The following is a 21,044-nucleotide window of genomic DNA, read 5'->3' on the forward strand; positions in this document are numbered from 1 at the left end:
TCGCCTCTAAAAAAGGGTTAAAACTACCATTTAATATTCTTTTCAGGGCTTATAAATGTACTTTTAGCGCCCATTTAAGCTTCAATATTTTTAGATATGACTAAGCGTCAAATCATCGTGGTGTTATCCACGATTGGAATTCTTCTATTGGCTTTTGCTATTTCCAATTTCCTAGGAAAAGGTAAGGAGCGACCAAAAAAGGAACAAGTTAAAAGTGTAAGTACTGTTTTTGCAAGCAAAGTTGTCTTAGATAACTCACCGGTAATTCTTGAAAGCACTGGGATTTTGAGAGCCAAAAATCGTTTGGATTTGTTCAGCGAGGTACAAGGGGTTATGGAATTCGATCAAGGCAGGTTTAGAGAAGGAAATTCTTTTCGCACCGGGGAAACGCTTATCCTAATTCGCAACGAAAGTCAAACCGCATCCATTATTTCGCAGAGAAGTCAGTTTATAAGCACCCTTACCTCGGTAATGCCAGATATTAGGGTGGATTTTCCGCAAAATTTTAAAGCTTGGAGCGATTATTTGGAACTGCTTAATCCAGAAAAAGCCTTACCCAATTTACCTGAAACGGAAAACGAAAATCTAAAGTCTTTTCTAACGGGGAGAGGAATTTACAGCAGTTTTTATTCTGTAAAAAACGCAGAAATAGTGTTGGCAAAATATAGGCTGCGCGCTCCTTTTAACGGAGTGGTTACCGAAGCATTGGTAGATCCGGGAACGGTAATAAGACCTGGGCAGAAATTAGGGACATACATACAACCTAACCAGTACGAACTACCCGTTCAAATAAACCTGGCCGAGGTTAAATTTCTGAGTACAGGAATGGAGGTGATGTTGCAATCGCCTGCCTTGGGAAATAAGGAATGGACAGGGAAAGTAATTAGAATCAATAAAGCAATAGATCCCAACAGCCAAATGTGCACCATAGTGGTTGGTGTAGAGGGCAGCGACTTAAAGGATGGAATGTTCTTAAATGCGGAGTTACAAGCCCGCGAAATTCCTAACTCCATTACACTACCTCGGTCGGCTATGGTAGATGGCAATGCCGTGTACAAGGTACAGGATAACAAACTGAAATTAACCAGAGTAACGGTGGTTCACAGAGGAGATCAAGAAGTGATTATTACAGGACTAAAAGAAGGCGAGTGGGTGCTAACTAAAGTTCCTCCTGGTGCATTTGAAGGCATGGAAGTGAAGGTTTATGAGCAAAACAAGGTAGTAGGATGAAAAAGGTTATCTCTTATTTCATAAAATACCCCGTTGCTGTAAACGTAATCATCTTTGCCTTTGTAATTCTTGGCTTTTTGGGGATGTCTCGAATGAAATCGAGCTTTTTCCCTTTACAGGAGTCAAAAATCATTAACATTTCAGTGGTATATCCAGGGGCATCTCCGCAAGAAATGGAGGAGGGGGTAGTTCTTAAAATTGAGAATAATTTAAGAGGTCTGGTAGGGATAGATCGCTTTACTTCTAGTTCTTCTGAGAATAGTGCTAGCATTGTTATAGAGGCTGAGCAGGGTTACGACATAGATGTGCTGCTGGCAGATGTGAAAAATGCAGTGGATAAGGTTCCTTCTTTTCCAGCTGAAATGGAACCGCCAGTTGTCGCTAAACAAGAAACCCTCAATCGTGCTATTTCTATGGTGGTTACCGGCGATGGGGTGGATTTAAAAACCCTTAAAACTGCAGCGCGGAAAATAGAAACCGATCTACGTTCTATTGAGGGTATTTCACAGGTAGAGATAAACGGTTTTCCGAGGGAAGAGATTGTTATTTCTGTAAAGGAAGATGTACTGCGTGCTTACAATTTAAGTTTTACCGAAATAGCACAGGCGGTTGCAAATGCCAATGTGCTCGCCACGGGTGGGTCGGTTAAAACAGCCGAAGAAGAATATTTAATCCGAGTAAAAAACAGATCCTACTACGCTAAGGAGTTAGAAGGGGTGGTGGTTAAAGCTTTGCCCAACGGCTCGCGAATTTATTTGGGCGATGTGGCGGTATTACAAGATACGTGGTCCGAAACTCCAGACCGTTCTTATTTTAATGGGAATCCATCGGTAAATATCGAGGTAAACACCACCAATAGAGAAGATTTAGTAGATGCTGCAAATAAAACCTTGGCTTATGTTGAGGAGTACAATAAAACGCAACAAAATTTAAGGCTAGAGGTCACCAGTAACCGTAGTATTACCATTATTCAACGTACAGAGCTACTTCTTAAAAACGGGATACAAGGGGTAATCTTGGTACTTTTCTTTCTTTCACTGTTTTTGCGTCCCAGATTAGCATTTTGGGTTGCGTTTGGCCTGCCCATTTCCTTTTTGGGAATGTTTATGCTGGTAAATTACCTGGATGTAACCATAAATGTATTGTCGCTGTTTGGGATGATCATTGTAATTGGAATCCTCGTAGACGACGGTATTGTTATCGCCGAAAACATCTTTCATCATTACGAGCAGGGGAAGTCGAGAATAAAGGCAGCTATTGACGGAACCTTGGAGGTGATACCAGCAATTACCTCGGCCATATTAACTACGATTATTGCCTTTAGTACCTTCTTCTTTTTAGAGGGACGCATAGGGGAGTTCTTTATGGAGGTAACCATAGTGGTTATGCTAACCCTAGGGTTCTCGCTTTTAGAGGCCTTTGTCATCCTTCCTGCCCACGTGGCACACTCGTCGGTGCTTACATCCAAGCAAAAAACCTACAAGTTTAATGTATGGGGAGATAGAATGATGGACGCCATGCGCGACCGTCTCTATTTACCCTTGTTGAATTGGAGTTTACGCTACAAATCGCTTGCTTTTGCCATTGCTATTGGGGTACTACTCATTACGGTAGGGGCCATGCGTGGGGGAATTATTCGAGGAACTTTTTTCCCGAGTATTTCATCGGATAGGGTGGCGGTAACTTTAACCATGCCTCAAGGAGTGAATCCGGCCGAAACCGATTCCATTATTACAGAAGTAGAGAAAGCGGCTTGGGAGGTGAACAGGGAATTTACCGAAAAGCAGACTGGTAACAAACAGGTGGTTGAAAACATTATTAAACGGGTGGGGCCAGGTACCGCCAAGGCAACGCTAACCATGAATTTACTTCCCGGTGAGGAAAGAGATTTTTCTGCTCCAGAAATAGCGGGTGCTCTTTTTGAAAAGGTAGGTGAAATTCCTGGTGCCGAAAGTTTCATCATCGATGGAGGATCTAGCTTCGGAGGTAAACCCGTTGCGGTTTCCTTGTTGGGGAATAATATATCGGAATTAAAGGCTGCCAAAGAAGAGGTTAAGCAATATCTAAAAGACAATCCCCGCTTGCGCGATGTGCAGGATAACGATCCCAAGGGGATTAAAGAAATTCGCTTAACGCTAAATGAAAAAGCCTACAATTTAGGATTGAATTTAAGGTCTGTAGTTTCACAGGTTAGGGCCGCATTTAATGGTATGCAAGTCCAGCGGTTTCAGCGTGGCGAAGATGAAATTATCGTTTGGGTTCGTTATGGATTAGAGGGAAGGTCTTCGCTTAAAGACCTAGAAAAAATGCGCATAGTAACGCCAACTGGAGCCCGAATTCCCCTGCAAGAATTAGCTACCTATAAAATTGAGCGTGGAGAGATTTCTATAAATCACCTCGATGGAAAACGAGAAATTCAAGTTAATGCAGATCTAAAAAATCCAAAGGAAAGTGCAACCGATATTGTAAGCACTTTGCGCAATGAGGTAATGCCAGAGATTATTTCTAAATATCCCAGCGTTTCGGCATTGTATGAGGGGCAGAATAGGGAAGCGGCCAAAACTCAAAATTCGGCTGGAGCTGTTTTACCTATCATTCTTCTCTTAATCTACATTGTTATAGCCTTTACGTTTAGGTCTTATAGCCAACCCTTGTTATTGTTGGTAATGATTCCATTTGCTTTTATTGGGGTAGGATGGGGGCATTACATCCACGATTTTCCGGTAAACATCCTTTCTATGTTGGGAATCATCGCCCTGATAGGAATTGTGGTAAACGATGGCTTGGTATTTATATCCAAGTTCAATGGGTTTTTGAAAGATGGGATGCCGTTTAATGAGGCGCTTATCGAGGCAGGTAAGTCTAGGTTTAGAGCTATCTTTTTAACCTCGGTAACTACCATAGCCGGATTATCGCCATTAATTTTTGAGACCAGTAGGCAGGCACAATTTTTAATTCCCATGGCTATTTCCATTGCATACGGAATTGGAGTAGCCACCATTTTAACATTGGTAATGTTACCCATGCTATTGGCCCTTAGTAACTCCATAAAGTGTTTGTTTCATAAAATTTGGCACAACGAGTGGCCAAAACCCGAAGAGGTTGAGCGTGCGGTGAAAGAAATTAAATCGATAGAAGATGGTACTGAAGATTAAAGCCCTAGTAATTGGATTTTTGTTGATTGGGCTTTCTGCATTAGGACAGTCCAAACTTTTGTTTGATGAAGCCCTAGAAAAGTTGCTTTTGCAAAACTATGATATCCAGGTGCAGGTGTTGAGCAAACAAATTGCGGAGAATACGGCCAGCAAGCTTAATAATAATTATCTACCTACATTATCTGTTGATGCTGGAGGGGGCTGGACCTACTTTGGCGGAGAAAACCGATTGGAAGACAGAACCATAGAACTAGATCCCAACGCTTCTTATACCTACGATGCAGCCTTGAGTTTGAACTATATCATTTTTAATGGCTTCGGAAGGAAATACCAATTAAAGATTAACGAGGAAAACTTAGCCCTTGCCGAGGCGGAATATAGACTGCTCATTCAGAATAGCATTTTAGAGCTTGGAAGGATTTATTACGAAGTTGCTTTTTTGGAGGAAAATGTTGCACTCCTGGAGTCTTCCATGGAAATAAGCAAGGATAGATTGCTACGAGCATCCTATGGCTTTGAATACGGTCGAAACAGTAGGGTGGATGTATTAAATGCTAAAGTAGATTTTAATCAAGATAGCATCGCTTTTTTAAATGGTAAGTTAGATTTTGAAAATGCACTGAGGAATTTAAATCTGCTTATGGGCGATTCCATTGAGGCAGCATATCAGTTAGAAAAGCAGGTGCAGATAGATAGCACCTTGGATTTGGGAACCGTATTAGAGGTTGCACAAGATCAAAACTTAGAATTGGCTATAAACGAGCATAATTATTTGAACAGTAAATATGCCCTAGCTAATTCTAGAGCCCCTTGGATGCCGACTTTAAGTGCAAATGCAGGATATAATTATCGTGGTTCCGAAGACCCTAACGGTGCCTTTTTGAAGGGGTCGGAAAGATTGGGACCTCAAGCGGGGATTAGGTTGACCTGGAACGTGTTTAACGGGCAGAATATAGTAAACCAGCAAAATGCTAAGCTGCGCCTACAACAGGCAGAAGTAAGGCAAAAGCAAATAAAGCAGCAGGTAAAAGCACAGGCTTATAATGCTTTTAGTTTGTATAAAAATGCCATGGCGGTATTACAAGCCCAGGAAGACAATGTTGCCACTGCAGAGCGAAATTTTGTACGCAGTAAAGAAGCGCTTAATCTGGGGCAAATCACCAATGCCGAATACCGATCTGCTCAGTTAAATTATTTGCAGGCCATGCAAAATAGAAGCAAGGCCAAGTACGATACCAAAAATGCAGAGCTACAGGTTTATGCTATTATGGGAGAGTTAAAGTAAAATAGATTGCTGTATAGCTAGCTTGGATTTGGGGTCTGCTCAAAACCTAGTTTTGATAAACAAAAAAGCCGGCGCTAAGCCGGCTTTTTCACTATTGCTGTTTCTTAAGCAGGTCTCGGATTTCACCGAGAAGAACTTCTTCTTTACTTGGCGCAGGTGGTGCTTTTGGAGCTTCTTCTTTAGGTTTCTCCATTTTCTCCTTCATCTTGTTGTATCCTTTTACTACCATGAAGATACAGAAGGCTACAATTACGAAAGTAATAATGGTGTTAATAAAGTTACCGTAGGTAATGGCTACCTCGGCGATAGCCTCTTCGCCTTCACCACTGGCTTCTTGAATTACATATTTAAGTTCGGAAAAATCTACACCTCCCAGCATTTTCCCAATGGGGGGCATAAGGACGTCATTTACTAATGATTTAACAATGGCTCCAAAATAGGTGGCCATAATTAAACCGACAGCCATGTCAATTACATTGCCTTTAGCAATGAACTTTTTAAACTCTTGTAGCATAACGGGTTGATTTAAGTTTAGACCAAATTAAATTTTCCCTTTGTGCAAAAAGCTGATATGCATTATGATTTTGCGCAGTTAATAATGAGTTGGATGGAGTGGAATCAAAAAAGGCCCATCCATGCGGATGAGCCTTCCCTATTTAATTTGTTAAGCTATTAAGCTTTTACCAAAAGGTGCTCCTTGATTAGGTCAGCCAGTTCGGTTCCAATTCTATCTTGAGCCTCAACGGTTGCAGCTCCAATGTGTGGGGTTGCCGCAATTTTTGGGTGCTTTAGTAATGCCTCGTTTGGAGTAGGTTCGTTTTCGTATACGTCTAACGCCGCTCCAGCAATTTCACCTGCGTCTAAGGCTTTTAAAAGTGCCTCTTCGTCTACAGATCCACCTCTAGCAGAGTTAATGATAAACGCCGTGTTTTTCATTTTAGCTAGTTCAGCGGTTCCCAATACAGCTTCACCATTCTCTTGCTTAGGAACGTGTAAACTGATAAAGTCAGACTCCTTAATAAGGGTTTCTTTATCACATTTATCCAATGTTACTGTTAGGTCCCCAGCTCCATGGATATGCAACTTAATGTCTACTGAATTCGAAGATCTGTCGTTGTATAAAACTTTCATACCCAATCCTAGGGCATAAGAAGCTAAAGCCTGACCGATTCTCCCCATTCCAATGATACCAAGAGTTTTACCTCTTAATTCGGTTCCTTTACCGTACTTTTTCTTAAGTACTTTAAAGTCGGCAACTCCATTTTGTGGCATGTATAGGTGAGAGTCGTATAGGAAACGCGCAAGGCTAAACATTTTTCCTACAACGATTTCTGCTACAGAAAGACTAGATGCGGCTGGAGTGTTAACCACAACCTTACCTTTCTCTCTTGCGTATGCAACGTCGATATTGTCCATACCAACACCACCTCTACCAATTAATTTTAGGTTAGGGCAAGCGTCAATTAGGTCTTTTCTTACTGTAGTTGCCGAACGAACTAAAAGTGCTGCTACATCTTCTTTGTTGATGTAATCTATAAGGTCGCTCTGTTCTACCTTATCGGTAATAACAGTAAATCCAGCCTCTTTTAGTGCCGCTTCTCCACTTGGAGATATTCCGTCGTTCGCTAATACTTTCATCATTTATAATTATGCTTTTACAGAAACTTTTTCTTCAAATTCTTGCATCACCTTTACCAGCGCTTGTACACTTTCTAATGGTAAAGCGTTGTACATAGATGCTCTATATCCTCCAACAGAACGGTGTCCGTTGATTCCGCTGATACCCGCTTCCTTCCACATGCTATCGAATAACTCTTTGTGCGTGTCGTCTACAAGGTTAAACGTGGCATTCATTTTACTTCTGTCTTCTACTGCAGTGTAACCCACAAACAATGGGTTTCTGTCGATTTCCGCGTACATAGCTGCCGCTTTCTCTGCATTGATTTTCTCAATTGCAGGAACTCCACCTAGATTCTTTAACCAGTCTAGAGTTAACATAGAAACATAGATAGGGAATACAGGAGGCGTATTATACATAGACTCCTTATCGATGTGCAGTTGGTAATCTAACATCGAAGGGATGGTTCTACCTGTTTTACCTAAAAGGTCTTTGTTTACAATAAACAGGGTAGTTCCAGCAGGTCCCATGTTCTTTTGTGCTCCTGCGTAAATCATAGCGTAATCGCTAACATTTACCGGTCTGCTGAAGATGTCAGAAGACATATCGGCGATAATAGGCACTGGAGATTTAGGAATCTCTGGGTATTGGGTTCCGTATATGGTGTTGTTTGTAGTAATATGCAGGAAATCTGCGTCGGCTGGAATGTTAAATCCTTTTGGAATGTACTTGAACCCATCGTCTTCGCTGCTTGCAACTACCTCGATGTTTCCAACCAATTTTGCTTCTTTAATGGCCTTTTTAGCCCAAGTTCCGGTGTTTACATATACCGCTTTTCCATCTTTAGAAAGGTAGTTTAATGCAGCAGTGTAAAATCCTAAGCTAGCACCTCCTTGTAAGAAAAGGATCTCGTAGTTAGCCGGTACATTTAATAGCTCTCTAACCAGGTTCTGCGCTTTTTCCATTACCGCAACTACGTTTTTAGAACGGTGCGAAATTTCAATTAGCGAAAGGTTTAAATCATCGAAGTTTACTACTGCTTCTGAGGCTTTCTTTAAAACCTCTTGAGGTAGAATACAAGGACCTGCGCTAAAGTTGTGTACTTTTTTCATGAAACCTGATTTTTTGTGTCTATTTAATGTATGGCAAAGGTTATAAATAAATTTCTTGTGCTAAAAGAATATTCTTAATTCTCACAATTCTTAATTATTTCTTAGTCTGGCTTTTATTTCCTCAAACTGCTTCTGACTCGATGGAAGTATTAATTCTGGTTTCAATTCTTCCAGCTGGTTGAGGTCGAATATATGCCCTTCCAAAAGCGTTGCTAGTTCCAATTTGGGTTCATCAAAGTCGAATAGGTCAAACAAATGGTTTATCTGTTTGGTCATAAGGCAGTGCTCCTCAATAAAAGATTTTGCGGCTTTTAATCGGCTTTTGGAGAAATAAATCTCCTTAAAATCCTCACGGGCTTTCTCAAATGCACCTGTACTCATGGGGGGCATGCATCCACCCGTGTTTCCATACTTGTTTCTCAAGTATAGCCCCTCCAGTTCGTTTAGGTGGAGGGTGGATAATTGGTTTAACCAAATTCCTTCTTTACGCTTATAGGTGGAGGTGAAAAGAGGGAGAAATAATATTTGTTCTCCTATTATGCTTAGCTCTATCTCCTGCTTTTTATTTGGTAGTAGCGTAATTTCATATTGCCCTTTTACGCTTACACTATCTCCATATGCCGTAATCAGGAAGGTACTTTTGCTACTATCTAAAAGGGTGTATAGAGGTTGGGCTATGGTGTCTGCAGCCAGGGTGTCTACAACCAGGAAGAAATTTTGTTTCTGAGCCGATTTAAAAGTGATAGCCCCCGTTTGAGCGTAGATAGAAAGTACGCAAAAGGCAAAGAGACAGGTTAATGTAAGTCGTTTAATGATCAAATCCTTATTTGGGCTTTATCACTTCAACGTTTGTTTTCTTAATCCATTTTCCACCTTTGTATTTAAAGGCATCAAAGGTGTAAGTAGGGGTTAAGTTGTTGAATACTTTTCCTAAACTTTCATCAATTAAACCAAGCCGATTGTAGTAGAATTGCTTTTCCTTTTCATCGTACTTCATAGAGTAAGCCATGTTGCTTGGATAATGCACCGTGAAGCGATTTAAGCGATCTCCATTTTCGGTAACCAATACGGGGAAACCAAAAGTGATACCCGCTTTGTTGATACTCAATACCTCGGCTACTTTGTATGATTCTAGGGCGTTGTCTCCCCTCCAGCCCAGAAGTAAATAACTTCGTCCGTTTTTGCGCTTAAAGGGAACCATGCGGTAGTATACGGCGCCTGGCCAGTTTTTATTATCGAATATTTCTTTTTCGTCTTCCTTTCCGCGAATGCCACGATCTAAAAGAACTTTAGATTTTGCTGTTCTGCGATCTCTATATCCAACCACTCCATAAAACTCATTATTAAAGCGGTTTAATTCTAGATTCCAGGTAACCAGAGTAACTTCTCCTTCTTTGAGCACGGAGAATTTTTCTAACTCATCAAAGCCAAAGGCAGCAGCTGCATCTTGCTCGAGAGCGGTTTTTAAAAAAGTAACCACTCTGTCGTTATACAAGAGCTTGGCTGTATCGGTATTAGAATTAAGCGAAAGCGCTCTGTAAAACTTTATAGAGTCTTCTAGCTGGTTAAGATAACTTTGGGCCGTTCCGCCTAGGGAAACGATAGATAAGAGGTTGATTATTAAAAGTTTACGCATAATGGGGCTAGCTTGGGGCTCCTAAAGATGCATAAAATCCTTTTTAGCCAATAATTGATCTTCTGATTCTCTGTGATCTGGATCGTCAACACAGCAGTCTACTGGGCATACAGCTGCACATTGTGGCTCATCGTGAAAACCTACACACTCTGTACACTTATCGGTAACTATGTAGTACACATCCATAGACCCTGGTTCGTGATCTGCAGATGCATCTTCTTCGCTTCCGCTAGGTGTTTTAATAACACCGTTAAGAGAAGTTCCATCCGCAAAACTCCATTCCGCTCCACCCTCATAAATTGCATTATTTGGACATTCGGGTTCGCAAGCCCCGCAGTTAATGCATTCGTCGGTGATCATTATAGCCATTACACAGTCAGTTTTAGGTGTACCTTTGCAATTCGCTTGCAAATATAGCTATTGCAATCAGCTGAAACAATTAGATATGATGGTCCAAGAAAGCGTCTTAACACAAATTCATGCATTTGCAGTTAATTTAAAGGGTGAGTTAGCACGTATAGAAAGTTCTGAAAGCTACGATTCGCAATGGGTTGCGTGTATTCGTAAGGCGGAAATAGAGAACCCTTGGTTCACTAAAAGAGAACAGTTAAGAAGTCTAAAAAGTTGGGTTGCTATCCTTACCGACCCATCTTTCGAAGCGGAACTAAACCGTTTTCCGCCAAAAACCACCACAAAAACTGTGGGTGTAATTGCTGCAGGAAACATTCCTATGGTTGGTTTGCACGATGCTATTTCGGTTTTGCTAAGCGGTCATAACCTGCTTTTAAAGTGCAGCAGTGAAGACAAGATCTTATTGCCTTTTTTTCTCGCGCAGCTTTCGGAATTCGTAGTGGATTTTAAAGCGCGCTATTCCATTGTAGAAGGATTTAAATCTCGTGATATAAATGCCCTTATCGCAACAGGGTCGGATAACACCGCTAGGTATTTTGAGTACTACTTTAGAGAAAACCATAAAATCATCAGAAAGAATAGGACTTCGGTAGCGGTTTTGGATGGAAGCGAAACCCAAGAAGAAATGGAAGCATTGCTTGAAGATGTTTTTGCCTATTTCGGATTGGGTTGTAGGAGTATCACCAAACTCTATTTACCTAAAGGTTTTGATGTGCAACGGGTATTTAAGGCCATGCCTAAATTTGAGTATTTGGCTAACCACAATAAGTATATGAATAACTATACCTACCATAAGGCTTTGTACTTAATGAATCAGACTCCTTATCTGGAGAATGGGTTTTGCAATTTGGTGGAAGAGGAAAGTTTGCATTCGCCCGTTTCTTGTTTGCACTATGAGTTTTATGATGATATAGCGGTTTTAAACAACACCCTAACTGATATGCAAGAGAAGATACAGTGCAGGGTAGGGGTGGATGGTCTGGCGCTAGGTTCGGCTCAGAAACCTTGCTTTACCGACTATGCCGACCAGGTAAATACCATGGAGTTTTTAAACGGACTTTAATCAATTTCGAAAACGCCTAAATCAGGGTTGTTGGGTCTTAGTTTGCCGGTAATGTCGTTGGGGTAATTGCTTGGTATTCCAGCACCCAATACCGGAGAGTTTGCCGTTGGCTTAAATCCTTTAGATACATCTCCTTCCAAAACGGGGTTGTCGTAAATGATGTTTTGGGTTGGGAGTTTACTAATTTCTTCTTCTGCGTCTATTTGGTTGTGTCTTAGAAGGAAATTTAAATTGCCTTCCTCAAATTTTTCTATTCCAATTTCAGTGTCTTCAAATCCGGTTACGATGCTGTTTTCCATGTAACTGTTTTCCATGTTTCTTACCTGAACCCGTCCTAAAATATCCTGGTAAGCATTAGAAATATATAGGGACGGCTGGTTGCGCACCGTTTCGGCCCAATAGTTTGCTATGGTAAAATGGCTCAGTTGGTATTCCCCACCACCAAGAAATGCCGCAGCTTGCTGTCCGCAATTGTAAATGGCCACATTTCCAGCCTTTATCCGATAGTTTCTGGCAAGAATACCAGAAAGGCTATGATTCTTTAATACAATGTTTTCTAGCGTAATCTGGTTGGATGAGGTAGGAGCTTCCAAATTATAAGGAAACTGGAGTGTTTCAATTTGCAGTCCGATGAATGCATTTTTTATTACGCAGTTCTTAAGTACGTGATCCTTGTCCGATTCGTTAATAATTATCCTATCCCATTGCCCTGGGAGTTCGTCGTAAAAAGATTCTAGCCTATCGCCTTGGAAAACAATGGGCTCCTCTAGCGTTCCATTGGCATTTATATTTCCTCCATTATAAATCCATAATCCTCCACCGGCGTGGAAATGAATTTGTGTACCCGCTTGTATGGTAAGGGAGTTAAGACTGTCGACCACTGCATAACCATAAATTACAATGGGCTTTTCGTTGGTCCACGTTGTGTTCTCTGGAAGAATGTGTAGGGGAGGTAGCCCTTGGATAATGGTGTTGGGGCGGATGTAGTGCGCATCTTGCCCCCAGGCTACGATAGGAAGTTTTTTGGATTCCGTACTGGTTGAAAAAACGAGTTTGTCTTCCACAATCAGTGGACTATTTACCCCATTGGGATCGATGTTAGCCTCTACAAAAACAAAGATGCTATCTCCACCACCAATTTCAATAATTTTGTTAACCGGACCTGGGGTTCCATCGGCATTAATTCTAAAAACCGAATTGTTGTTTTCAAGAGCAACAGAAGTTATTTCAATGGTTTTATTGCCTCGGTTGTAAACTTTAAAATTGCGTGTTGCTGTTCCTATTTCCGTGAAAACGGTATCGAAGAATAGGGTGTCGATAGAAAAGCTTAAATCGCTTAAGTTCGCTGTGAATTTTTCCTTTTTACAAGCACTAAATGCGATGATAATAAGGAGGATAAAAAGAAAGTATAACGGCGATTTTTTAATCATGACCCAAGCTTAACGGGAACAAAAGAAAATAATTATTTAAACAACGCTTGAATTATACGAAAAAGTTATACATTTGCCGTCCAAAATTGAGGGAGATGAAGAAAGGAATCCATCCAGAAGAATATAGACAGGTTGTTTTTAAAGATGTATCTAACGATTACTCATTTGTAACGCGTTCTACTGCTCCAAGTAATGAAACTATCAAGTGGGAAGACGGAAATGAGTATCCATTAATTAAAGTGGAAATTTCTCATAAGTCGCATCCATTCTTTACTGGTAAGATCCAATTCGTGGATACTGCTGGACGTATCGATAAGTTTAAGACTCGTTACGCTAAATTTGACAAGAAGAAAAAGTAACAAGAAGTTTTTTTCAAGATATTTAAAGCCTCAATTTTAGTTGAGGCTTTTTTTTTACCCATATATGAACCTGATTCTATTCGATACGCATATAGAGGATTTTTATCCTTTTACTTTTACTCGCCCAGTTTCCGAACTAAGGGCAGGAGCTTTTACCATTGCTCAGAAATGGAAAGCTTACGGCAAAAACTTAAAGGTGTGTTACAAAACGCACGAGAGTTTGCAAGAAAAATTCCCTTTTGTACTTGAGAACGATAATTTGGTGGTGCCCTCAGAATTGGTTCCAACCAAATCTCTCGTATCCAAGGTTAACGATTTGCTAAATAACCAAGCGCTTGTACATCAAGGTGAAATACTGGCGATTCGACTTGGTGCTGAGAAAATTTCTAATGTTCCTGGGGCAACGGCGATAAAAGATTATATCAACGATATCGAAGAAATAGAGTACGATGGTGCCGTTTATTGGTTAGAACAGGTTACCGATTTATTTACCCAAGCTGGGCAATATCTTACTCGTGATATCTCATTGTTTAAGGGGAAGTACAACACCGATCCTGGCAATTACTGCAAGGTTTTAGGTAAAGAGCTAATTATTAAAAAGGGAGCAGAAGTTTATGCTTCTACCATAAATACCACCACTGGCCCCGTGGTTATTGATAAGGGAGCTCTGGTTATGGAAGGCTGTAACCTAAGGGGACCATTATATATCGGGGAAGGCGCCGTGGTAAAAATGGGTGCCAAAATATATGGTCCAACCGTTATTGGACCTCATTGTAAGGTTGGAGGAGAAATTAGTAACTCCATTTTCTTTGGTTACAGCAATAAGGGTCACGACGGATTTTTGGGGAACTCCATAATTGGTGAGTGGTGCAACTTAGGTGCCGATACCAATACCAGTAATTTGAAAAACAATTACGGAGAGGTTAAACGTTGGGATTACAAAACACAAGATTATCAAGGAAGTGGACTGCAGTTTTGTGGATTGTTAATGGGAGATCACAGTAAATCTGCTATTAATACCCAATTTAATACCGGAACTACTGTTGGGGTTTTTGCCAATGTCTTTACATCTAAATTTCCACCTAAGCACATTAAAAGTTTTGCTTGGATGGGAGAGGATAAAGAAGATAAATTCAACCTCGAAAAAGCTTACGAAGTTGCCCTGCGAGTAATGGAAAGAAGGGAAGTTCCACTTACAGATGCTGACAAAAGATTGTTGGAGTATTTGTATAACAACGCGAAATAATTGACAATTTTTCCGCTTTTCCCCTTGGCACGACCTTTGCCAAATACACACCGTACATAGTGAAGTAGCAAAGTCATGACATTATGGCTTGGAAGGAAGATTACAACATGAAGGATAGCTTTTTTAATGAGAATTTTTTCTCAGACGTTATAGAAACCGATACAGAATTTATACCCCTTATAAGCTCCGAGGATGAGGAGAATATGAGTAAGGAATCTGTACCGGAAATTGTACCCATTTTGCCTTTGCGAAACAATGTTTTGTTTCCTGGTGTGGTAATTCCAATTACGGTGGGAAGAGATAAGTCGATAAAACTTATTCAAGAGGCCTACAAAGGAGACAAAACGATAGGGGTAGTCGCGCAAAAAGATCAAAGCGAGGAGGAGCCTAAAGAAGATGGAATACATAAAATAGGAACCATCGCCCGTATCATTCGCATGCTTAAAATGCCCGATGGTTCAACTACCATTATTATTCAGGGTAAAAAGCGTTTCGCCATCTCAGAAATGGTAGAGATTGAACCCTACTTTAAGGCCAAGGTAGAGGAGTATCCGGATCTTAAACCCAAGAAAAATGTAGAGATGGAAGCCCTTATTTCCTCCATCAAGGAAATGGCTTTAAACATCATCCAACAATCGCCTAACATTCCTAGTGAAGCTGCATTTGCTATTAAGAATATTGAAAGCACCTCTTTTTTGGTGAATTTCATATCCTCGAACATGAACGCTACGGTGGAGCACAAGCAATTGATGCTCGAAGAACCAAAACTAGAAGAGCGTTCTAGAATGGTGCTGAAACATCTTACTAAAGAAAATCAGCTCCTTGAGATTAAAAACGATATCCAATCTAAGGTTAAGGAGGATATAGATAAGCAGCAAAGAGAATATTTCCTGCATCAGCAAATGAAAACCATCCAAGATGAATTGGGTGATAATCCAGTTGAAGAGGAAATAAACGAGCTGCGTAAAAAGGCCAAGGGTAAAAAGTGGTCGAAAGAAGTTGGGCAAACCTTTAACAAAGAGCTCGACAAGCTACAGCGAATGAATCCTTCGGCTGCGGAATACTCCGTACAGCTTAACTACTTGGAGTTGTTGGTTGAGCTTCCTTGGAACGAGTACAGCAAGGATAAATTCGATTTAAAACGTGCGGAACGCATACTTAACAACGACCATTATGGGTTAGAGAAAGTTAAGGAGCGCATTTTAGAGCAATTGGCTGTATTTAAGCTTAAAAAGGATATAAAATCTCCGATTATTTGTTTGTACGGCCCTCCCGGTGTGGGTAAAACCTCCTTGGGGAAATCGGTTGCTGAGGCTTTGGGTCGCAAGTATGCTAGAATGTCTTTGGGTGGACTTAGAGACGAAGCAGAAATAAGAGGGCATAGAAAAACTTATATCGGAGCTATGCCTGGGCGTATTATTCAAAGCCTGAAAAAGGTGAAAACTGCCAATCCGGTTTTTATCTTGGATGAAATAGACAAGCTCACTCACGATACCCATGGAGATCCATCTTCTGCCTTACTAGAAGTATTAGATCCCGAACAAAACGATAAGTTTTACGACAACTACGTAGAGCAAGATTTCGATCTTTCTAAGGTGCTCTTTATTGCCACGGCGAATAATCTGGCTACCATCCAACCCGCACTTCGCGATAGAATGGAAATTATAGAGGTAAGTGGCTATACTTTGGAAGAAAAAGTTGAAATAGCTAAGCGTCACCTCATTCCTAAGTTGCTTAAGGATAATGGAGTTGAAAAAACTCAAATAAAACTGGGCAAAGCGGTATTAGAGGCGGTTATCGATCAGTATACCAACGAATCGGGTGTGCGTGGATTAGAAAAACGCCTATCTAAACTTATTCGTCACCGTGCCAAGCAAATAGCCATGGAGGAGGAGTTCGATCCTACCCTGAAAGTGGCCGATTTGAAAACCATATATGGCCCAACCCACGTAAAAGACAAATACCAAGGGAACGATTTCGCTGGTGTGGTTACTGGTTTGGCTTGGACTCCAACCGGTGGTGACATTCTTTTTGTAGAAACCTCTCTAAGTGCTGGAAAAGGGAAATTAACCCTTACTGGTAATCTTGGTGATGTTATGAAAGAAAGTGCCCTGCTAGCATTGGAGTATCTTAAGGCTAACAGCGAATTGATAGGCCTTAAGCCCGAGGTTTTCGATAATTACAATGTGCACATTCACGTTCCAGAGGGTGCTGTTCCTAAAGATGGACCATCTGCTGGTATAACCATGCTTACTTCTCTTGCTTCTGCCTTTACCCAGCGTAAGGTTAGAAAGTATATTGCTATGACAGGAGAAATAACGCTAAGAGGTAAAGTACTGCCAGTAGGAGGTGTGAAAGAGAAAATTTTAGCTGCAAAAAGAGCTGGAATTAAAGAGATTATTCTTTCCATCCAAAACGAAAAGGATATCCTCGATATCGACGAGAAATACCTGAGCGGATTAATTTTTACCTATGTGCAAAACATGGAGGAGGTTCTAAAAAGGGCAATTCTTAAAGAGAAAGTAGAAGGAGCCAGGGAATTTAAGTAGCTTGGAAATTTATTTTTATAATTTGCGTTTGCAGTAAAACCCATACCAAGCATGCGAAATTTTCTGGTTGTAATTGCCCTTGTTTTGTCAAGTCTTTTTGTATTAGGACAACAGAAAACAGAGGCATTTTCTAACGTTAATTTTCCTATTAACGCCAGAACTGCAGCGCTTGGAGGTAAAATTGTTGCCGCAGATTTTTCCGATCCTCAAATGGCAAGTGCTGCTCCCCAGCTCATAAGTGGTATGGAAAAGGGGAGCGTTAATTTCCAAACCCTATTCTTGCCAAATGGGCTTAAGTCTACCGATGCGAGTTATCTTTTTAAAGTAAAAGACCTTCCCTTTACCTTTTTAGCAGGAGCTAGGTTGTTCAGCTTTGGTCCCATGGATCAAACCGATGAGTTTGGTAATGTAAATGGCAATTTTACGCCGAGGGACCAGGTATTGTACGTTTCGGCTGGTTATAATAGACCGGGCCCTTGGCAATATGGGGCAAGTTTAAAATTTTTAAACTCCACCTACGAAGTATACACCGCCAACGCACTAGCAATGGATTTAGGAGTGGCCTATGTGGATACTGTAAAACAGTTTTCTGCCGGAGCTCAGCTGAGTAATGCGGGAATTATGCTTTCAAATTATCTCGATGCTAGACAAAAGTTGCCAGTAAACTTTGCCATGGGAATCAGTAAGAAGTTGGATAAGGCTCCTTTCCGCTTCTTATTTACCATGGATAACCTGCAGCAGTGGGAAATAGAATTGCCAGAGGATACAGAGGTAAAAAGGGATCCGCTTACCGGCGAAGATCTACCTCCCGAGGAAAAATCTAGCATGGGTAGATTTTTTAGAAATTTTACGCGCCATATCTACGCGGGATCGGAAATTGTTTTCTCCCAGAATTTTCAGATAAGGGTTGGATATAATTACTTAAGAAGAAAGGAGTTAAGCATTGCCGAAAAGCCTGGAACAGTTGGGCTTTCTTGGGGCTTAGGATTTAAGATTAATCGATTTCACATACACTACGCCAATAGCAGGTTTCACCTTGCTGGTGGAGCACATTTTTTCTCTGTAACAACTAACATCAACAATTTTTGGACGAGAAAGCAGCTGTAACTCGAAAAATCAATATCGCCATAGATGGTTATTCGGCTTGTGGAAAAAGTACCTTGGCAAAAGATTTAGCCAAAGTACTTTCCTACACTTTCATAGATAGTGGGGCAATGTACCGGGCGGTTACCCTTTTTGCTATGCGTAATGGGTGGATAAAAGAAAACGGTGTTATAGACCAAAAGGCATTAATAGCATCTTTAAATACCGTGCAAATTGGGTTTAAGCCTAGCCAGGAAAAGGGAAAAAGCGATACCCATTTAAATGGAGAGAATGTAGAAGAAGAAATTCGAAAACCGCATATTGCTCAATACGTATCACAAATAAGTGCAATTCCCGAAGTACGAAAAAGGTTAGTTGCCTTGCAGCAAGATTTCGGAAAAGAGAAGGGGGTGGTTATGGATGGTCGTGATATTGGCACAGTAGTTTTCCCAAATGCCGAGTTAAAGCTTTTTGTAACGGCAGATGTAGAGGAAAGAGCAAGAAGACGCTTCGAAGAATTAAAATCAAAAGGGGTGGAGTCTACACTGGAAGAGGTAAAGAAAAACCTAGCACACCGCGATCACCTCGATACAACCAGAGCTACAGATCCGCTGAAAAAAGCAGATGACGCACGTCTGGTCGATAATACTTGTATGACCAAAGACGAACAACTAACTTTGGTTCTTGGCTGGGTACGTTCCCTGATATCTAATTAACTAAGTATGAAATTATTTCCCCTTATTCTCATTTCCCTGTTTCTAACTTCTGCTGTGATGGCGCAAGACAAAGAAGCGCTTAAAGAAGTTGAAAAGGAAATTATTGCCGAAAAGGAAGGAAAAAGCAAAAAAGGTGTTTTTTCTAAACTCAATGTTTTTGGTAAAGACAAAAAAGAGGCCGTTGCAGATAGTAGCGATGGTGGTATTGTAGTAGATGGTAAAAAGGCAGGGAAGTATAAGCCTGCAAAGGACGATAAAGTAGATCCAGATAAGAAAGAACTACAGGATTACAAAAAGGCTATGGACGCCGAAAAAGCGCCCGTTTTCAAGGATAAATACGGAAGACCTATTAATTCGGGCCCGCGTTTCGAAAGCGATAGACAGATTAAAAAGGTCAATCGCCGAAACGAGGCAAAACTCAAGAATAAAGAGAAGAAGAAATCTAAAAAGCCAAGTAGAAGAACCTACCGCTACGACTAACTAATTTCTATTAATCTGTTTAAAACTGCTTCTAGTAAGCTGTCTGGACAACTGGCCCCGCTCGTGATTATGATGCGGGGTTTTTTATTCCCTTTTGGGTACCACTCTTTACTTATTTCGTTCTTTTTAGCCGGGTAATTCCAATGCGAAATAATATCTATACTTTCCAAACATTCTGGTCCCTTAATAAAGTAGGTAGGAAACTTTTGTTCGCACAACTCAACAATGTGCGAGGTGTTAGAGCTGTTGTAACCTCCAACCACCAAAGCTAAATCTGCAGGCTCTTTAAGTAATTCTAAAGTTGCGTTTTGATTGTCGTTAGTGGCATAACAAAGGGTGTCTCGGGTATCTGCAAAATGCTCCTTGATGTTTTCTGTACCAAACTTCTCTTCCATCACGGTTTTAAAGTAATCGGCAATGGCTTGGGTGTCTGAAGCAAGCATGGTAGTTTGATTAACCACGCCAACCTTGTTAAGGTCTTGCTCGAAAGAAAATCCGGGATTTACACGCTCGCCAAAATGTTTAGCATATTCTTCGGCTTCAGCATTTTTAAGCATCAAGCCACCCAAAAGCTGGGCTTCACCCATATCTTTTACTACCAGAGCCGGACCGCTTGCAGCGGCATGACTAAAAGTAGCGCGGGTTTCTTCGTGCTTAGGTTTTCCGTGTATGATAACCGTGTACTGGTCTTTTCCAAGTTTGGCAGATCTATTCCATACCTTTTCTACAAAAGGACAGGTGGTATCGTAGGTTTTGGCATCTATACCCTTTTTTGCCAGGATGCCTTCAATTTCTAGAGTAGTTCCAAAAGCGGGAATTAGAACAATATCCTCTTTAGAAATTTCCTCCCAAGGAATGAACTGTTTCCCTTCGGTGTCCATAATAAATCGGATGCCGTTTTCCTCGAGGTCTTTGTTAACCGCTGGGTTATGAATCATTTGCGAAAGCAGGAATATGCGTTTGCCTGGGTTTTCGGCTAGCGCTTTATAGGCGCGTTCTATGGCGTTTTCAACACCGAAGCAAAATCCAAAATGCCGGGCAAGAATCAGTTCGAATTTTTCGAAATCCACGTAAGAAGGAGTAAAGTCTTTCTTTTTGGGGTCGTCGGCTTTACGCTTGGCTTTAATTGCCGCAATTTTCTCGGATTTATATTTCTCTGGGATATCGAAACTTCTCATAACAGGGCAAAGATGCGAAAGAAGCTTTTTTAAAGCTGTTACAGAAGGATAAATTTTTAGTAATTAATTAATGTACCAATCTATCAATTAAACAGGGTAGCAATGGTGGTTTGAGGGGTCAGTAGTTGAGTGGTTAGTGGTTAAGTAGTTTTTAGCTCAATAAAACTATGTTTGTATAGCTCTGTAGCAGGAGCCCAATTGGAGTCCCTATTGTTACATTTTCACATTTTACTGCCGAATTCTATTTTTTACTTACGAATACCTATGCCAGAACTACTCAAGTCTAAGCTACATCGGACGCCCCGTTTAGTAAATTATTAATGTACCAATCTAACAACCTACCAATTAAACAGGGTAGCAATGGTGGTTTGAGGGGTCAGTAGTTGAGTGGTTAGTGGTTAAGTAGTTTTTAGCTCAATAAAACTATGTTTGTATAGCTCAGTAGCAGGAGCCCAATTGAAGTCCCTATTGTTACATTTCTTAATTGTTACAT

General features: G+C 40.8%; 18 protein-coding genes. 10 read left to right on the forward strand and 8 right to left on the reverse strand.

The window, feature by feature from the left end:
* Positions 1–96 precede the first annotated feature (96 nt).
* The 3 genes from FRX97_RS09985 to FRX97_RS09995 are packed head-to-tail and all read left to right on the forward strand — an operon-like array spanning position 97 to position 5,670.
* The gene (locus FRX97_RS09985; protein ID WP_147015073.1) at positions 97–1,230 is read left to right on the forward strand and encodes an efflux RND transporter periplasmic adaptor subunit; all 1,134 of its coding nucleotides are present in this window, start codon (positions 97–99) and stop codon (positions 1,228–1,230) included.
* Complete coding sequence (locus tag FRX97_RS09990; protein ID WP_147015074.1) at positions 1,227–4,385, forward strand: efflux RND transporter permease subunit; 3,159 nt, start codon at positions 1,227–1,229, stop codon at positions 4,383–4,385. Before FRX97_RS09985 ends, FRX97_RS09990 begins: the two co-directional genes overlap by 4 nt.
* On the forward strand, positions 4,369–5,670 hold the full coding sequence (locus tag FRX97_RS09995; protein WP_147015075.1) for a TolC family protein: 1,302 nt from the start codon (positions 4,369–4,371) through the stop codon (positions 5,668–5,670). The genes FRX97_RS09990 and FRX97_RS09995 overlap by 17 nt, the downstream gene beginning before the upstream one ends.
* Before the next feature lie 91 nt (positions 5,671–5,761).
* On the opposite strand, the gene mscL is transcribed toward FRX97_RS09995, so the two are convergent.
* From mscL to FRX97_RS10025, 6 genes are all read right to left on the reverse strand, one after another.
* Entirely contained in the window at positions 5,762–6,184 is a 423-nt protein-coding gene (mscL, locus tag FRX97_RS10000) for a large-conductance mechanosensitive channel protein MscL (RefSeq protein ID WP_147015076.1), read from the reverse strand.
* Between the two features lie 158 nt (positions 6,185–6,342).
* The gene (locus tag FRX97_RS10005; RefSeq protein WP_147015144.1) at positions 6,343–7,308 is read right to left on the reverse strand and encodes a D-2-hydroxyacid dehydrogenase; all 966 of its coding nucleotides are present in this window, start codon (positions 7,306–7,308) and stop codon (positions 6,343–6,345) included.
* 9 nt (positions 7,309–7,317) lie between these two features.
* Positions 7,318–8,400, reverse strand: coding sequence for a 3-phosphoserine/phosphohydroxythreonine transaminase (serC, locus tag FRX97_RS10010; protein ID WP_147015077.1), 1,083 nt, complete (start codon positions 8,398–8,400; stop codon positions 7,318–7,320).
* A gap of 90 nt (positions 8,401–8,490) precedes the next feature.
* Positions 8,491–9,219, reverse strand: a complete 729-nt coding sequence (locus tag FRX97_RS10015) for a DUF4476 domain-containing protein (RefSeq protein WP_147015078.1) — start codon at positions 9,217–9,219, stop codon at positions 8,491–8,493.
* A 4-nt stretch (positions 9,220–9,223) separates the two neighbouring features.
* The gene (locus FRX97_RS10020; RefSeq protein WP_147015079.1) at positions 9,224–10,036 is read right to left on the reverse strand and encodes a hypothetical protein; all 813 of its coding nucleotides are present in this window, start codon (positions 10,034–10,036) and stop codon (positions 9,224–9,226) included.
* Between the two features lie 21 nt (positions 10,037–10,057).
* Positions 10,058–10,405 carry a 4Fe-4S dicluster domain-containing protein gene (locus FRX97_RS10025; protein WP_147015080.1) on the reverse strand — a complete coding sequence of 116 codons (348 nt, stop codon included), beginning with the start codon at positions 10,403–10,405 and terminating at the stop codon, positions 10,058–10,060.
* Positions 10,406–10,484: 79 nt separating this feature from the next.
* Here FRX97_RS10025 and FRX97_RS10030 point away from each other — a divergent pair, with 79 nt between their 5' ends.
* A complete protein-coding gene (locus FRX97_RS10030) occupies positions 10,485–11,510 on the forward strand; it encodes an acyl-CoA reductase (protein ID WP_170227102.1) in 1,026 nt (341 codons plus the stop codon).
* On the opposite strand, the gene FRX97_RS10035 is transcribed toward FRX97_RS10030, so the two are convergent.
* Positions 11,507–12,940 (reverse strand): hypothetical protein, encoded by a 1,434-nt coding sequence (locus FRX97_RS10035; RefSeq protein WP_147015082.1) that lies wholly within the window; start codon positions 12,938–12,940, stop codon positions 11,507–11,509. The genes FRX97_RS10030 and FRX97_RS10035 overlap by 4 nt on opposite strands.
* Before the next feature lie 95 nt (positions 12,941–13,035).
* On the opposite strand from FRX97_RS10035, the gene FRX97_RS10040 reads away from it, so the two are divergent.
* From FRX97_RS10040 to FRX97_RS10065, 6 genes are all read left to right on the forward strand, one after another.
* Positions 13,036–13,299, forward strand: a complete 264-nt coding sequence (locus tag FRX97_RS10040) for a type B 50S ribosomal protein L31 (protein ID WP_147015083.1) — start codon at positions 13,036–13,038, stop codon at positions 13,297–13,299.
* Positions 13,300–13,363: 64 nt separating this feature from the next.
* Positions 13,364–14,545: a putative sugar nucleotidyl transferase gene (locus tag FRX97_RS10045; protein ID WP_147015084.1), complete on the forward strand. Its 1,182-nt coding sequence runs from the start codon at positions 13,364–13,366 to the stop codon at positions 14,543–14,545.
* Positions 14,546–14,652: 107 nt separating this feature from the next.
* Positions 14,653–17,094 carry an endopeptidase La gene (gene lon, locus FRX97_RS10050; protein WP_147015145.1) on the forward strand — a complete coding sequence of 814 codons (2,442 nt, stop codon included), beginning with the start codon at positions 14,653–14,655 and terminating at the stop codon, positions 17,092–17,094.
* Positions 17,095–17,145: 51 nt separating this feature from the next.
* Positions 17,146–18,201, forward strand: coding sequence for a type IX secretion system protein PorQ (gene porQ, locus FRX97_RS10055; RefSeq protein WP_147015085.1), 1,056 nt, complete (start codon positions 17,146–17,148; stop codon positions 18,199–18,201).
* Complete coding sequence (cmk, locus tag FRX97_RS10060) at positions 18,180–18,893, forward strand: (d)CMP kinase (RefSeq protein WP_147015086.1); 714 nt, start codon at positions 18,180–18,182, stop codon at positions 18,891–18,893. The genes porQ and cmk overlap by 22 nt, the downstream gene beginning before the upstream one ends.
* A gap of 6 nt (positions 18,894–18,899) precedes the next feature.
* Positions 18,900–19,373: a hypothetical protein gene (locus tag FRX97_RS10065; RefSeq protein ID WP_147015087.1), complete on the forward strand. Its 474-nt coding sequence runs from the start codon at positions 18,900–18,902 to the stop codon at positions 19,371–19,373.
* On the opposite strand, the gene FRX97_RS10070 is transcribed toward FRX97_RS10065, so the two are convergent.
* Positions 19,370–20,551: a 4-hydroxy-3-methylbut-2-enyl diphosphate reductase gene (locus FRX97_RS10070; RefSeq protein ID WP_147015088.1), complete on the reverse strand. Its 1,182-nt coding sequence runs from the start codon at positions 20,549–20,551 to the stop codon at positions 19,370–19,372. The genes FRX97_RS10065 and FRX97_RS10070 overlap by 4 nt on opposite strands.
* Positions 20,552–21,044 lie beyond the last annotated feature (493 nt).

The sequence above is a fragment of the Luteibaculum oceani genome (genome assembly GCF_007995015.1).
Classification (GTDB): domain Bacteria; phylum Bacteroidota; class Bacteroidia; order Flavobacteriales_D; family Luteibaculaceae; genus Luteibaculum; species Luteibaculum oceani.

Coding starts and splice junctions, on each gene's coding strand:
- FRX97_RS09985 (WP_147015073.1), top strand. CDS start 97: ATGACTAAGCGTCAAATCATCGTGGTGTTATCCACGATTGGAATTCTT.
- FRX97_RS09990 (WP_147015074.1), top strand. CDS start 1,227: ATGAAAAAGGTTATCTCTTATTTCATAAAATACCCCGTTGCTGTAAAC.
- FRX97_RS09995 (WP_147015075.1), top strand. CDS start 4,369: ATGGTACTGAAGATTAAAGCCCTAGTAATTGGATTTTTGTTGATTGGG.
- mscL (WP_147015076.1), bottom strand. CDS start 6,184: ATGCTACAAGAGTTTAAAAAGTTCATTGCTAAAGGCAATGTAATTGAC.
- FRX97_RS10005 (WP_147015144.1), bottom strand. CDS start 7,308: ATGAAAGTATTAGCGAACGACGGAATATCTCCAAGTGGAGAAGCGGCA.
- serC (WP_147015077.1), bottom strand. CDS start 8,400: ATGAAAAAAGTACACAACTTTAGCGCAGGTCCTTGTATTCTACCTCAA.
- FRX97_RS10020 (WP_147015079.1), bottom strand. CDS start 10,036: ATGCGTAAACTTTTAATAATCAACCTCTTATCTATCGTTTCCCTAGGC.
- FRX97_RS10025 (WP_147015080.1), bottom strand. CDS start 10,405: ATGGCTATAATGATCACCGACGAATGCATTAACTGCGGGGCTTGCGAA.
- FRX97_RS10030 (WP_170227102.1), top strand. CDS start 10,485: ATGGTCCAAGAAAGCGTCTTAACACAAATTCATGCATTTGCAGTTAAT.
- FRX97_RS10035 (WP_147015082.1), bottom strand. CDS start 12,940: ATGATTAAAAAATCGCCGTTATACTTTCTTTTTATCCTCCTTATTATC.
- FRX97_RS10040 (WP_147015083.1), top strand. CDS start 13,036: ATGAAGAAAGGAATCCATCCAGAAGAATATAGACAGGTTGTTTTTAAA.
- FRX97_RS10045 (WP_147015084.1), top strand. CDS start 13,364: ATGAACCTGATTCTATTCGATACGCATATAGAGGATTTTTATCCTTTT.
- lon (WP_147015145.1), top strand. CDS start 14,653: ATGAAGGATAGCTTTTTTAATGAGAATTTTTTCTCAGACGTTATAGAA.
- porQ (WP_147015085.1), top strand. CDS start 17,146: ATGCGAAATTTTCTGGTTGTAATTGCCCTTGTTTTGTCAAGTCTTTTT.
- FRX97_RS10065 (WP_147015087.1), top strand. CDS start 18,900: ATGAAATTATTTCCCCTTATTCTCATTTCCCTGTTTCTAACTTCTGCT.
- FRX97_RS10070 (WP_147015088.1), bottom strand. CDS start 20,551: ATGAGAAGTTTCGATATCCCAGAGAAATATAAATCCGAGAAAATTGCG.